The sequence below is a fragment of the Peribacillus asahii genome (assembly GCF_004006295.1).
GTDB lineage: Bacteria > Bacillota > Bacilli > Bacillales > DSM-1321 > Peribacillus > Peribacillus asahii_A.
The window spans coordinates 1299840-1314635 of the sequence record NZ_CP026095.1 but is presented as its reverse complement, the minus strand read 5'-3'; the positions used below and the strand labels follow the sequence as shown (position 1 = coordinate 1314635).

The 14796-nt window shown below is 32.8% G+C and carries 16 protein-coding genes; 2 read left to right on the top strand and 14 right to left on the bottom strand.

All coding sequences use genetic code 11. The features are described 5' to 3' along the window. Positions 1–116: 116 nt before the first annotated feature. The 6 genes from BAOM_RS06480 to BAOM_RS06455 all read right to left on the bottom strand — a co-directional run bounded on the left by BAOM_RS06480 (position 117) and on the right by BAOM_RS06455 (position 6940). Positions 117–728, bottom strand: coding sequence for a hypothetical protein (locus BAOM_RS06480; protein ID WP_127759575.1), 612 nt, complete (start codon positions 726–728; stop codon positions 117–119). Positions 729–1087: 359 nt separating this feature from the next. After that, positions 1088–1549, bottom strand: coding sequence for a hypothetical protein (locus BAOM_RS24255; RefSeq protein WP_164853153.1), 462 nt, complete (start codon positions 1547–1549; stop codon positions 1088–1090). A 144-nt stretch (positions 1550–1693) separates the two neighbouring features. Further along, complete coding sequence (locus tag BAOM_RS06470) at positions 1694–2728, bottom strand: hypothetical protein (protein ID WP_127759574.1); 1035 nt, start codon at positions 2726–2728, stop codon at positions 1694–1696. 54 nt (positions 2729–2782) lie between these two features. Next, the gene (locus BAOM_RS06465; RefSeq protein WP_127759573.1) at positions 2783–3832 is read right to left on the bottom strand and encodes an HNH endonuclease; all 1050 of its coding nucleotides are present in this window, start codon (positions 3830–3832) and stop codon (positions 2783–2785) included. A gap of 245 nt (positions 3833–4077) precedes the next feature. After that, positions 4078–4863: a hypothetical protein gene (locus tag BAOM_RS06460; protein WP_127759572.1), complete on the bottom strand. Its 786-nt coding sequence runs from the start codon at positions 4861–4863 to the stop codon at positions 4078–4080. Positions 4864–5071: 208 nt separating this feature from the next. After that, entirely contained in the window at positions 5072–6940 is a 1869-nt protein-coding gene (locus BAOM_RS06455; protein ID WP_127759571.1) for a hypothetical protein, read from the bottom strand. Positions 6941–7283: 343 nt separating this feature from the next. Between BAOM_RS06455 and BAOM_RS06450 the strand changes: the two genes are divergently transcribed. Further along, positions 7284–7883: a helix-turn-helix domain-containing protein gene (locus tag BAOM_RS06450; protein WP_127759570.1), complete on the top strand. Its 600-nt coding sequence runs from the start codon at positions 7284–7286 to the stop codon at positions 7881–7883. A gap of 611 nt (positions 7884–8494) precedes the next feature. Continuing rightward, positions 8495–8665, top strand: coding sequence for a hypothetical protein (locus BAOM_RS24705; RefSeq protein WP_180319823.1), 171 nt, complete (start codon positions 8495–8497; stop codon positions 8663–8665). 80 nt (positions 8666–8745) lie between these two features. Here BAOM_RS24705 and BAOM_RS06445 read toward each other — a convergent pair whose 3' ends face one another. The 8 genes from BAOM_RS06445 to BAOM_RS06410 all read right to left on the bottom strand — a co-directional run bounded on the left by BAOM_RS06445 (position 8746) and on the right by BAOM_RS06410 (position 14426). Next, entirely contained in the window at positions 8746–9252 is a 507-nt protein-coding gene (locus BAOM_RS06445) for a GNAT family N-acetyltransferase (protein WP_127759569.1), read from the bottom strand. 59 nt (positions 9253–9311) lie between these two features. Next, positions 9312–10043: an AAA family ATPase gene (locus BAOM_RS06440; protein ID WP_127759568.1), complete on the bottom strand. Its 732-nt coding sequence runs from the start codon at positions 10041–10043 to the stop codon at positions 9312–9314. A 16-nt stretch (positions 10044–10059) separates the two neighbouring features. Beyond that, positions 10060–10632, bottom strand: a complete 573-nt coding sequence (locus BAOM_RS06435) for a YdcF family protein (RefSeq protein ID WP_127759567.1) — start codon at positions 10630–10632, stop codon at positions 10060–10062. 78 nt (positions 10633–10710) lie between these two features. Beyond that, entirely contained in the window at positions 10711–11496 is a 786-nt protein-coding gene (locus BAOM_RS06430; protein ID WP_127759566.1) for a serine hydrolase, read from the bottom strand. A 220-nt stretch (positions 11497–11716) separates the two neighbouring features. After that, the gene (locus BAOM_RS06425; RefSeq protein WP_127759565.1) at positions 11717–11884 is read right to left on the bottom strand and encodes a YezD family protein; all 168 of its coding nucleotides are present in this window, start codon (positions 11882–11884) and stop codon (positions 11717–11719) included. A gap of 267 nt (positions 11885–12151) precedes the next feature. Next, positions 12152–12439, bottom strand: a complete 288-nt coding sequence (locus BAOM_RS06420) for a YxcD family protein (protein WP_127759564.1) — start codon at positions 12437–12439, stop codon at positions 12152–12154. After that, positions 12427–12867 (bottom strand): preprotein translocase subunit Tim44, encoded by a 441-nt coding sequence (locus tag BAOM_RS06415; RefSeq protein ID WP_127759563.1) that lies wholly within the window; start codon positions 12865–12867, stop codon positions 12427–12429. The genes BAOM_RS06420 and BAOM_RS06415 overlap by 13 nt, the downstream gene beginning before the upstream one ends. Before the next feature lie 239 nt (positions 12868–13106). Further along, positions 13107–14426 (bottom strand): C40 family peptidase, encoded by a 1320-nt coding sequence (locus BAOM_RS06410; protein WP_306821300.1) that lies wholly within the window; start codon positions 14424–14426, stop codon positions 13107–13109. Positions 14427–14796 lie beyond the last annotated feature (370 nt).

Genomic DNA, 14796 nt, shown 5'->3' with positions numbered 1-14796 from the left:
ATCCAAAGAAAATCGAATATTTCATTTTAAAATAATGAAATACTCGATTTCTGTAATCCTAATTTCCTCTAAATGTTCCTTTATCAAAATATTCTTCCTATAGTTTTACTCTCTCATTAATAAAGGAGTTTCCCTTTTCTTCTCAAAAGTATTTTTCTAAGGGTTTCTAATTCTTGATGCGAGTATGCAGAAAAATTTGTTTTTATCCCTGTCGATTCCAAAAATTTTGATAACTCTTCTTTTTTGTTCCACTGACTAGCTTTACTTTTAATATCCTGAGTATATTTTTGATAAAGATTAATAGAATTGTGAGTATCAAATAAACCACTGTTTATATTTAAACTGCTACATAATTTTCTACCCACTTTCCATGCATTTAATTCCATAATAAATGTTGCAACAAAAAATTTAACTATATCTTTTTTATCTTGTATTTCATCTTCAAGCATTAAAATATTATCTAAATCCTTATCTAAAATATGTCCCCATTCATGCATTATTACCAATGTAGTAAATGTCTCTTCAGTAGTTTCAAAGTCAAAATGTAAAAAATCATCCATACACATTTTTATATTTTGAGCATTAAATATAATTTTTTTACATTTTGATATGTATTGAGCCACATACTGAAACGATGGGTCTTCTTTTATACCTAAACCAAGTTTTTTTTTACTTTCTATTAAATTATGTGAATTGATAGCCGTATTTTTAATTAATTCATTCTTCATTATTAAACCATCCCTTTTCCTATTAAACTCTTGCCTAAATATCTATTCTCACTTAATACTTAAATTAAATTTTATAGATTAATCATGGGGTTTATTTACGATTCTTTAATAAATCAAAATAATAACTACAATATTTTCAATATCGTTGACCTTTTTTAAAATTAATATCCAAAATTGTACCTTATTCTTATGAGTAGCATCTCCCTTTTATTTTATAGGTAATTCATAACATTAGCTCTCAATAAATAGAGGGTTCAGCATATTGTTACCAAGCACAAGGTTGAATTTGAATATAAAATTTATATTACAGCTTAAACAAAGGTATGGGATTAAGTATAACCATACCTTTGTTTAATATGTTAAAGATTTATTTGATATTGTATTCTTTTATTTTTAATAATATCATTCAATTCACTTAACGCTAAAAGCTTATATGAAGGGCAGTTTGGATGTAAACAAACAAAACAAAATTTATACTGATTACCTAATAACTTTGCTAATTCAAATTCGTTTTCAGTAGCTCCAAAAAAGAAACCTGAGGGATTATTATGCAACTCCTTTTGAGTAGTTTTTAGTTCTATTAAAGTGATTTCTGATGGATTATCAATGACCTCTCCATTTTGCATCTTAATATTTTCTACAAAGATTAAATCAAAGGTTCTATAATATTTTTTAGGAACGTTTAATTTTTCTAATATCACTTTACGCATCTCTTTATCGGGATTAATGAAACGTCCGTCTTGAGATTGCAAATAACTTATACCAACTTTTTCAGTTTCATTATTGCTCTTTGTTATAGTAAAGGAATGTTGATTAGACATATCTTCATTAATCTCCTTGTAATTGCAAATTTTTATGCATAGCTAGTAACAAGTATATTACTTGTTTCTTATAAATCAATTCCTATAACATAGATTAGAAATAAACAGCTTTTTGCGATTAATATTGACTATTTTCACATTAAATTATTTAACATGTTGCGGGAGCAGAACACTGCTATTAATAATCATCTCTAAAATCGACTCTAGTTCATCAAATTGTTGATATTTAATTCTTGTTAAAGGTATTTCTTTTCGCTTTGCATAGTCATCTTTTGTAGTGTCATAAAGCTGTCTCTCTAGAAACTTCTCTTCGCCCCCAAAGAAATCGATAGCCTTCTCATGTTGTTCACCATCGACTTCAACCAAGTGCTTTAGATTCAAATCGTTATCAAAAATTGCAAAATCAAAAGGCAACGGATTTCTTTTTCCTCTACAATCTTTAAATCTATAATTGTGTATATAATTAACATTATTTTTCTCAAGAAATACCCTTGTCCTTCTTTCACCCTTTTTCTCATTACAACGAGGACATCTTTGCTCACCTTGAATGAAGTTATTTAATCTCATTGGAAATTCGTGAAAATTACAAGATTTATTATTATGTCTAAACATAATGTCTGTCGTGGTATTCTTATATTTAATTCTATCTAAGAGTACTTCATACTCGTCAGATACTAAATCGTAAACCTCTTTTAGTATCTGACTCACTTCTTTTCTTTTCTTCTCCGCCCTCATTGCATCTGCACATTTTGGACATCTTCCATTTTGACTAGTAAATACTTTAGGTTTCATTAGAAACTCATGGAATCCACAAGTCTCATTTCTATGTTTGAACCAAACATTAGTGTCTGCATTTTTATACTTGACTCTATCACGCAACAACTCATATTCATCGCCTACTATCTCAAATACTTCTTTGTCAAGCTTGTCATAGCCTTTCCTAAGTTTATTATTTTGAAATCTTTTAGAGCATAAAGGGCATTTAATCTTTCTGCTCTTTTTCATGAAGTTGTCAGGTGTGGCAGGAAATACGTGAAAATCACACGATTCTTCCATATGCTTAAACCACACATCGATTCTAGCAGTCTTGTATTTTACTTCGTCAAGGACGATGTACTCTCCATTACACAAGTTATTAACTTTTTCGACAAATTCTTCATGTGTTCTTCTTTTAGTCATCGTAGTAATTCCCCTTTTAGAAAAGTAACCAGAAGCTATTTACCACATGGTTAATTACTTATAATAATTTAATAAAATTTCCTCTGTAATATTAATTCTACATCTCTTTAGTCTTGCTTTCCTATTATTATAAAGTTGTTTTAGGATATGTTCTTTTTCTTCAAATATTGCATGATGTAATTTCTTATGACAGGACACACATAAGCTTACTATATTTGCTTCAACATCAATGCTATAATCGAAACTATCTTGATATTCCATAGGTATTAGATGATGTGCTTCAACATAGTTCCTACCTGTAACGTTAGAAGTGAAGTCTTTGTGATTATCATCAACCTCACAAAGGAAATCAGCATACACTATCGCAATTTTACCTATTTGCCCATTTCTCTTATACGTTTCAGAGGTTGTTTTATCACTCCTTAATGGTTTTTCTACTGGTACATCAACAATTTCTCCTCTTTTGCCCCATCCTACTGATTCTTGCACTTCTTTTTGATAAAGATAATCTTCCATCTCCTCTTGTAAATGGACATCCTTATTTGTTTCCGCAATTAGGAGTGTAGTATCATCTAAATTTTCTATTCTATATTCTAAGCTATTTAACTCATATACTTTGTAAGCTTCTTCTAGAAAATAACTGAAGTAATCTTGCGATGGATTAAAAGTTAATATCTCCTTGTTCATAACCCATAAGTTTAATATTTTACCATGGCACACTTTATACTCTATATTCTTATTATTGGTAGGAAACCCCCATTTATCTGCAAATTTCTTTTTGTTATTACTCCTTCCACCCAACCATTCGAAACATTTACATTTAATTTGTATTAGTAACCCTTCAGAACCATCCTTTTTATATGTTGTATGAATATTAATCCATACTCTAGGGTCATCTTTCCAATTGACATCTCTATTTCTTTCTGCACCTTTTCCATGAATCTTTTTGTACGTGCTTTTAAATCTCTTCGAAATAACATATTTCGTTTGATATTGATTATTAGTTCCGCTTACATAAGTAACTGAAAAAATGCTATTTAAAGAATTTAATACTTCCTGCTTTTTATCTTCAATTAAGTCTTCATTTACTTTTTTAGCACACATTTAGATTCATCTCCTCAATCTATATAAACAATTTGTTATTAACACGGTTTAGAAGGTTCTAAAGCATTTAAGTTGTTGTGTGTGGTCATAACATTTCTAATATCTATCTTTAGACTAACCTTGTATTGTTTATAATTGGTTTAATAAAACCTCTCTTTTATACACTAAAACCCCCAACTATAATGGGGGTTCTGCTTATAGAAATTGTTTATTGGTCAAAATCACATCCAACTATAAAAACAAAATTATATTTTGTAGGTGGAGTATACATTGTTCCTTCTATTCCCTGATACACTGTAAAAGGATTTCTTTTTTAACCCTCTCAAATTCACTAATTCAAATCTAATAATCTCGTTACTTTTCCAACCTAGATATTTGCTCTTTAACTTTTTCTCTTTATTCTTTCTTGTAGGAGTGGTTAGTGCATTTTCGATACTCCATCCAGAGTTAATTCTTCGTGTCAAAGTTTGCTGGGATATTCCAAGCTCTTCTGCCCACATGCTTATTGACATAGTTACTCCATCGTAAGTTAGTTTTTTTGTTCTTCTTGTATTATTCATCTGCACTTTTTGAGTAACCCATTGACAGTTAGAAGATTCATAGTTCCCATTGACATCAATTCTATCTATTGATAAATCATCCTTATAACCATTGTCCAAAGCCCATTTCATGAAATTTTCAAATTTTTTCCACTCATCACACAGTTTGATACCACGACCACCATAATGGTGATAGTTAGTGTTATTAGGATTGGTGCATCTGCTTTTCATAGCAACCCAAATATCATATAATCTTGTCTTAGACATCCCATGAGTCATCCTTGCCTCCCTTATTCTTTGAATACTCGTACAACCACAACTTTTTTGCCCCTTTTCACTCATTAAATCTTGGGCTAATATGTATCTGATATTTCCACATTCACACTGACACTTCCACTTCTTCTTTCCATTCTTATCTTTCTCATTACTAAGTTCTAAAACTGTAAACATCTTAATTTTTTGACCTGTTAAGTCATATTTTCTTTTTGCCATAACTAACACTCCTATATACATTCTAAAAAGGATAATAAATCCGCTCTAATCCTCTTTGATTTTTTTAAAATTAATAAATACACTTTAAGCCTCTTAAATTCCTAGGCTCAGATTAAGCTGGATTTCTGTAAATCCTTCACGTTTGAAATACTCGATTAACATTATGTTTTCCCACTTTAGGGTTTGTGTTATATAGCTTCACCTAAGGTTAATCGAAAATTCCATGGTTTTCGTAACTTTCTGGTGTATCAATCATTATTTCTTCGATATATTCTCTACGTTTTATTATAAATCCGTAACCCTTACCTTCTATTTTTAATTTTTCTTTCAACTCTTTGGTTAGCCTGACTCTTTCGAGGTCATAACCATCTAGTAATTCGCCAAAACAGATTTTAAATTGGTTTTGTTTGAATGTTTTTTGACCTTTAAAATACAGCGTTACATTTTCTAATACCTCTTGTTCTGTTGTCCATCCATAGTATTCTATAAACTCCAATGTTGTTTTATGTATCCTATGTACAATCTCTTTATTGAGTGATGGGATTACTTTTCCCTTATCTTGAGGAAAAACCCTATCGGCTTCAACTCTTCCAAAATTCCTTAAAATCCCCTCGTAATTCATTGTTTTTGTTGTACACCCTTTTTCTATCCACAATGCACACATGTCATCAATTCTATTAAAAAATTCATAACCATAAATTTTCAATTCGTAGGTAGAATTTAAATACTTATGACCTTTTTTTCTTTTTGATTTCAACTGAGAATCATAAAGTTCCTTTGGAATTTCGTTAGTATTTAATTTCGAAATCAATTCAAAAAAGGTAAGAAAATTCATTCTGGTATGCGTAATACTTTTACTCTTATTGAATCTTTTAGAAAGGGTATCTAATGAATGGTAAAATAATAATCTTGGGTCTTCACCTGATGGTAAATATTCTTTAACCAAATCCAACAACACATACATGTCTTGCAAATAATTATACCTATTAAACACTTTATAAAAATTAGGATACAACTCTTCTAAATCATCAGATTGAAGAAGCTCCTTATATATATCAATGACTAACTTCAATTCTTTTTGTTGCTCACTCTCTTTTATTTCCACTTGATATAACTCCATTAGAAATGCTTTCACTTCCAATATGGAGCATTCTAATAAACGCTCAGTTACTTGGATAATCGTTCCAACAAAAGGGTGACTTGTTGAAAAACATTTATATAATTGGTGTTCATTACCCTTATTGGATTGATATATTGAAGCACTAGGATTACTTTCTTCATGAAAAATGTCTAGAAAATTTTGTTTATGTTGAATTCCTAAATATGCACGTAAATCCTGTTGTTTTAGGTAATTGAAAAGCTCGAAATTATTGTATACAATCTTCGGTTTGGTTCTTATCTTCGCTCGCAACTCCTTGATATTTCTTTGTTGTATTAATTCTATGTTATCAGCTGTTTCTTTGCCTTGTTTGCATTCATTGGTTTGTATCTGTTTGGTGTTTTTGGCAGGATATATTACTAGATTCTTCTTTGTCCCACCAGAATCATTGGGATTGTTTTTCACATAATCGTTTACCACTAATCTATTATTATAGTTCAGTAGAATTATTTCCTTTCCCCCATAGAATAATCTAGTACAGTCTGTACAGTGCTTATCTGCTTGTGGATATTTAGTTATCAGACCACTAATAATTTCATCAAACTCTTCAATCTTATGTATTATTCTGTCTAGCATAAAGACCACTCTAAATTTATGTTTTTCTTCTGTATGAGAGAATGTAGTATATATAAAACAGGCTGTATTTGAAAATTCTTTGACTGCTTCATCCAAGGTCATTCCATCATCAAAGTCCAATGCTATAATTTCTTGAGAATGCCAATATTCTTTATTCCTTTTTATTATCCCTTCCTTTTCCCTAAAATAAGCAGGTATAAAAGTTTTACCTTTAACAAGGTTCTTAGCCAATTCTTCTATACTAATATCTACAGGGTTTTTAATTATTCTATTGCTTATACTCCCTGCCCTTTTACCCACTGGTTTGCTTCGATATTCAATTGTATCCAACATTAATTTCAAATTTTCTCCTCTATCCTTTGTTTTTTATTTTGTGCTTTTTAAGTAATTCTAAAAAGTCCCTATATCACATTACTACGATTCTCTAGTATCTTTTCAAAATAAGCATATTCACCAATTTTCCCTAACCATGTCAACATGATAAGCTTTCTTTATTTCAATATTAATTTCTATACATGCTATAAAAAACTTAAGCTACTCATGTTCCTTCACCTCCTTTCTGTCGGCTTATAAATACATTGTAGCATGAAAGTAGCATAAAGTAAAGTTTATATGCTACATAAAATTGAAATAATACTACTTATATGCTACAATATTAATAAATAACACAATTGGAGTGTGCAAGATGAAGATAACTAGTTTTGGCGAGGAATTAAAAAGTTTAAGAAAACATGTAGGTATTCCATCTAAGGTTTTATCACAAAAGGTTGGAAAAGCCGTAACTTACGTTTCTCAGTTAGAAAGGAACATAATAAAAAACCCTTCTTATTCAACTTGTCTACAGATATTAATGGAACTGGGTCTTACTGAAGAAGATGCAAAAAAAATGCTCAATTATTATGATATTAGGTCAAAGGAAGAAAAGCAGGCTGATTTAGAATTAGGTATACAGCTAGATAAAGAACTTTCATTGAAAATCAATTCTAATTATTACAGTAAAAAGTTTGAAGAAGTCGAAAGAAAAAAGCAGTTATTTCTACAATTAGCTGATAAACAATTAGAAACTCTTGGTCAATTTGATTATTCACGGGCAGATATTATTATTAGTAATTTTATAGAGCTATTTCAAAGTGAAGAAAAGTCTGACTTTCTCTTTTCGCTTTTTGAAAACAATTTTTCTAAATTAGATTATTCAGAAATGCAATTAATACTTTCAACAGTCGATAAAGATTACAAAAAAATAATGAATAAAAAATTTATTAAAGCGATGGAAGAAGAGAAATAAAAAAAGAGAGTAAATCACATGGAATAAATTAGAAGAAAATCAGTAAATGAAAAATATGAATTACAAAAAATGCTTGTTGCTTGAGTATTTGAGAAAGTTATTTCCAGCTTTTTATAGTTTTTTGGGAGGATATAAAAAGATAATACTTATATATCCGCTCAAAAACCCTTTTTCAAAGAAAAAGGGTTTTACAATAAGTCTGGTTTGCATAATAGTAGCCCTACCACGTTAGGAAAAAGGGGCATACTATTATTTCATTTTTAAATTGTTATCAGAGTGGGAGTGGGAATATTGAGTAACAACTGCAAGCGAATAAAACTCTAATGATAAAACAAGGTTAGATTACGGGGATTACAGTGCTACTAGCTTTACTGAATCACCTTTCCCTTGAAATGGTCATAAGCACCCGCCCATAAAGAAACACACCCATTTTATAGTGAGTGTTCCTTTTGAAAATCAAAAGTGTACTGTTCAATTTTCTTCTCTCCTATTAGCTATAAATACAAATAAATCTCCCTTCCTAATTCAGGGAGACTCATTGTAAGGGAACTTTATTAACTGTTTAGGCTAATTATAACTGTATTTTCTTTGGTCACGCAGTGGTCACAAAAATGGTCACATATGGTTACAAAAAAGCAGTTTCTCTAGCGTTTATCCATTTTTATCCTTCTATTCAAAAATCACAAAACCCTTATATATCAACGTTTTCAGCCAACATCGATGGCATTCTAGCTGACGGCACCGCTGAACCTGTCTTCCGTAATGGAGATTGGGCGTTTTAACATTAAACATATCATTAAATTCATCAGCCCCATGTTTCTATATACTAGGAAACATGGGGCTGTTTCTTTTGCCATATTCTTCATTCAATAGATAATCGATATGCCTTTACAATAATTCCGTCATCAGCGGGTTGAAAGTCAAATTGCGGCATTCGTACAAAGCCCATACGTTCATACAATCGCATAGCAGATTTCATAAAGTCTGCCGTATGTAAACCGATGAACTGTAAGCCTTTTGCTTTTGTTCGACGAATACATTCTTTTATTAATGCCTCAGCAACACCTCTTCCTCTTGACTGTGGTGTGACTGCCAGCATTCTTATTTCAGGGTAATCTAACATATCAACAAGTCCTTTATAGGCATCTGATTTCGCAGGAAACAGAGCAACACTGCCTACCACTGCCCCATCTAATTCAGCAACTAGAAGTTCAACATCCTTCTGTTCATCGGCATTTGACGCGATAGATTTCTTTAGAGCCTCCCAATGTCCTTCTGGGATGCTCTGTGCATGTTCTTCATATGCCTCTATTCTTTGCTGTCGAATCATTTCTACTTCATCACTGAAAGCCTTACGAATTTTTACCATGTAAATTCCCCCTCTTGTTCTACACAAATATGTTGCGAATCAATTCTGCAAGCTCTTTTTTAATCTTCCTCCATAAACAGCTCCATCAGCATTTTCTCCCGATGCTGTAAAAAATACTTCGTTATCTGATAATGCTCCGTACTCTCATAATCTACTTCTTTAATTTTCCCATGATCAAAGCTCAGAATTTGCGCATCCGGATAGCCGAGTAAAATAGGAGAATGCGTGGCAATAATAAATTGAACATTCCCTTTCGTCATTAAATCGTGCATAACGCGAAGAAGAGCTAGCTGTCTTGCTGGTGATAATGCCGCCTCTGGTTCATCTAAAAAATAAATCGCATTTTCATTAAATCGATTTGTAAATAAAGATAGAAACGATTCGCCATGTGATTGCTTATGCAAAGATTGTCCCCCGTAGCTCTGATAAATACTAGAATGCTCCTTTGCTAATTCATCAATATGAGAAGCAAATTGGTAGAATGATTCCGCTCGCAGGAAAAAGCCATTCGTGATTTTCGGCAGCCACGAAAGCCGAATATAATCTCGCAAGTCAGCTTGTGCTGCGTGTACATCGTATGTATTATTCCGTCCGCCGCCAGCAGCATGAAAACCAGCGTTAACCGCAATTGCTTCTAATAAAGTGGATTTTCCCGAGCCATTCTCGCCAACAAAAAAAGTGACCGGCTTCTTGATTTCTAATTCAGATAATGACTGAATCGCTGGAATTGAAAATGGATACTGATCCCCATCCACTTTCTCTTGAAGCATAGTGATTTTCTTTAAAAACATCAGCCATTCTCCTTCATCATATTCTCGTTATATAGTATTTCGTAATCGCTAAATATTCTCTCACATACGATTTTACAAGAACTATTTCAGGTGTTTTTGCCGGTATTCCCGTGACCTGTAACTCTTCTCTTTTTGCTATCATACTCGCGCGATACAAATGAAAGTCATTCGAGACAATGAGACCTGTTTCACTTCCGCTTGGAATCAATTTCTTTGAAAAAGTAATATTTTCATAAGTAGAAGTCGACTGGTCTTCTAAAATAATTCTTGATTCCTCCACGCCTTTTCTAACAAGTTCTCGTCGCATCGCTTCCGCTTCAGAAATGTCTTCCCCTTCACCTTGCCCACCAGAAACAATCGCAATCGTCTTTTTGTTTTCTAATAAGTAAGCAGCAGCCGCATCAATTCGGTATTGTAAGGACAATGACGGTACCGTTCCTTTTACCCTCGCTCCAAGCACAATTACATAATCGACATTTTTCGGAATTTCTTGATGACTATGTTGATAGATTTTCAGCTGCAAAAAAGCCACATACAAAACCCCTAATCCGACTATACTTAAAACACTAACTGTAATCTTCTTTCTCATCCTTTCACTCTTTCTATTATTTTTAAGACCGTCCTAAGTTTAAATCTTAGGACGGTCTCTCTTCATTCCAATATAAAGTTAAGAACTTACCATCTCATCATAAATCAATTTACCAATCTTACTAATAATCTGACGGCTTTCCTCTTCTGACGCCATATCTTCCGTTAAAACAGACGCGTAAACCGTTTCTGTTTCAGAGCGAATAATAGCCGCATCATGCATGACTCCACGAAGGCTGCCAGTTTTATTCCCAACTTTCACACCTTTTCCCATCATAGCAGGAAGACGTTCCTTAAATTGCTGCTGTTCAAAGATGTCTAGAATCCTTTCTTGACTGGCTTTTGTTAAAAAATTACCCGTATGTATCGCCTTTAAACAAAGTACAGTATCAGCGGCTGACATCGTATTGTCGCGCCCTTCCTTTAACGCCTTAAAATCAAACATTCTTCGTTCTAGAACGGTATTTTCCAATCCTAGCTCTTGAATACATTGATTAATCTTTTCAAAAGTAAGCAACGTCATCATCATATTCGTAGAGGTGTTATCCGAAATCGTAATCATGAGCGTTAATAAATCTTCAACTGTTAAAAATACCTTATCTGACAAAGTATGGAGTACACCAGACCCGCGAGTGACCTCATTGCGTGGAATCGTTAACGGCTGATTTAAATAAATATCTTGGTTCTCAGCTTGACGATACCCTTCAATAATCATCGGGATTTTAATTAAGCTTGCGGATTGAAACGCTTCATGTTCGTGATAAGAAATAGACTCTCCGCGATCGTTTTCAATTTTGTACGCGATTCGCCCATCAAATGTTTCAATAAGCTCTAAAATTTTTGGTTCAATTGATTGTAAAGTCATACAAATCCCCCTTTTTTCCCATTATCGAGGTGAACCCCTACTCACCTCTTCTCCTTATTCTATCACGGAAAGAGTGAGAACTTATAGACCTATCCATTCATAGCGGTTCAAGATATGGAGAACTTGTTGAATAATTAACCGTATTATATATAGCAATATGAAAAATAAATAAAAGCACCACCCTATACTTTGTGATGCTTTAGTTTCCCATTGATTTATTCTATTTCGCTTTGGCAGTATGACTTTTTAAAAGTGGAAACCGCTTCTTTTCCGTTGTATCGACCTGTGTGATTTCGCCGTTATGTACCGTAATAACTACTGAACCATACTGGATATTTTGCAAACTGGATAAAATATATTGTAATTGCTGCTCTTCTAACTTGCTCATACGAAGCCCCCCCTATAATCATGAATTCACACCTGCTTCTTGTATTCTGCTGTTTCACTTATAGACATTATCAATTTATCAAAATAGTACAACAATTTCCATAGTTATCACATTAAACATATTAAAAAACTATGAATTAAATATAATACAGCAAGATAAATTTGTCAATTCACTTTTAAGACTTTTCCATCATTCCTAATTTCCTCCATTAGAATGAGGTATGTAAACAAAAAGGATGCACCCATCAAAATAGGTACATCCTTTTCTTCAGTTAATAACAGCTATAATTCCTTCTTCATCATTAAGCACTAACTCAATTCCGGCATAAGGATCTCGGTTTAAAAATTCATCAAGCCATAAACGAAGTGCTTCGATTAAGTTCACTGTAATTAGAACTTGCTTGCGCCCTTCCCAATACACTTCAGCAGAAAATCCATACTCATCATCATACATCAATTCTACTTCAACATCTTGAGGTTGAATTTGTTTTTTACGAGAAATATACACACATAGTGCATTAATAATATCTTGTTCTGGAATAATTAATTTCTCCACGGATTAGTATCCTCTTTTTTCTTTTTATCCTTGAAGTAAACGAAGATTTTACGAATGATGACAATGATAGCTACGATTGCAATTACATTAATTAAGAAGCCAAGAATTGATCCTAATACACCCATATTCGCAAATAGGCTGCCAAATAATAATCCAGCAAGTCCACCTAACATAAGACCTTTCATAAGTCCGCCAGACATAAAGCCGCCTTTATTAGTAGTGTTCGTCTTTGCTTTATTCGTTGTTGTCGTATCAGATTTGTTTATATTATTATTTTGGATATTGCTGTTTCTATTAGTATTAAAGCTTTTCTTTCCTGATTTGTAAGATTTCGCATCAACCGTTGTTGCGCTCTCTTGGAATACAAAGCTTCCAACAGGTGCTAACACCAGAATTGCAGTTAATACAGCTGCCAATAATTTTTTCATGTAAGTAAGTTCCTCCTTGATATATGTTTCATTTTTTAGTAAATGTACCTTATTGTCCTATACGAATTTTCCCAGCACCTTTCATCTTATACTTTATAGTATTTACGATATAGAACAAAATAAGTTTCATTTTTTTCTTTTATTTTTTCAAAAATAGTTTTGTTGAAAATATTACCAAAATAGCATTTCATAGAAAAATAAGCAGAGAATGTCCCCTCTGCTTATTCCCTCTATACTTATTAGTTTACACGTACAACATATCCCTTGAATGTGTCAGCCCAGTAACCGCTGCTCATATTCGCAATAGCTACACCTGTAGAGCTTTGAGAACCGATGAATTTACCGCCGCCTACATAAATACCAACATGTCCATTTCTTTTATACGTATCAAAGAATACTAAATCTCCAGGTTGCATTTGGCTTGCTGAAATTTTTGTTCCAGACGCCGCTAAAGCATCTGTATGTGCTGGAAGGCTCACACCAGCTTGACGATATGCCCAAGATACGAAAGCAGAACAATCGAATAAACCGTTCGCAATATCTGATGCCGTTCTACCGCCGCCAAATTTATAAGTAGAGTTCCCAATATACTTGTATCCTGCTGTAATCGCTGAACCTGTGTTAGCACTGCTTGGTTTAGGTGCAGCAGCTTTTGGTTCAGCTGATTCAGTTGATTTCGATTTATCAGACGTATCAGATTTACTGTTTGCCGATGATGTTGAAGAGCTATTGTTAGATGTTGATGATTGTGTTGATTGTTGCGCTTCTCTTGCTGCTTGTTGTAAAGTTTGTTCTTCTGCTGCTTTACGTTTTGCTTCTTGTCTTCTTTCTTCAAGAATAGAAGCAATTTGCGATGCAAGATTAGCATCCTTTTTCTCTAGGCTTTCTTGAAGCTGTTTCGTTGTTGCTTCTTTTGCCTCTAACTTCGCCATGGCTCCTTCACTTTGTTTCTTCTGAGATTCAATTTGAACCTGCATTCCTTCTAACTCAACCTTCATGCTTTTTAAGTTAGATAATTTCTTCTCAACTGCTGCTTTCTTCTCTTCTAATTCAGCTTTATCCGCTTCTTGTTGAGCTAAAATATCACGGTCTGCTTGAGCCATTGTCGCTACCGCTTGAACACGGCCTACGAAATCACTGAAGTCTGTTGCCCCAAATAATACTTCCACATAATTGACATCGCCGCCGCTTTCTTGGAATGAAAGAGCACGTTCTTTAAGAACTTCTTCACGATTTGCAATTCGTTCTTCCAATGCTGCAATCGATTTTTTCAGCGCATCTACGTCTGCTTGTGTTTCTTTAATTTGCTCTTTCGTTTTTGTAATCTTTGCGTTGTTTTCTTTAATAGCTTGTTCAACTTGTTCAATTTGTTTTGTTAGCTTTGCTTGCTCTGCATTTAATTCTTTAATAAGTTTCTGTGCTTCAGCAATTTCTTCTTGAATCCCCGTACGTTTAGACTCAATATTTGAAATGCTTTCTGCTTGTACTGCTGGAATTGAAAATAAACTTCCTAGTCCAATCATAATAGATGTATTTAATGCGATAAATTTCTTCTTCAAAATTGTTCCCCTGCTTTCTTCCCTAGCTATCTAGTAACAGATCCTTGGCGTTCTATGAATCTTATTTATTATAAATAGCCTAGAAATTTTTATATGTTCTTAATGTATTAGTCTCATATGTAAGTTTGTAATGGATTAATATACATAATAAAATAACTTTTTCCTACATTGAAGTATAACATCATAATTTATCAAAGTCGTGTTATTCATATTACATTTACATTTCATTTTAAACATAAAATCCTATTTTTCGACTTATTTCTTCGTCTTAGGTAGCTAGAAAATCCTATATTATGACAAAACCTATACAAACATAAGCCTAAGTTAACGATGAAAACGAACTAAAAACCCTCAATTACCATTAAATAGA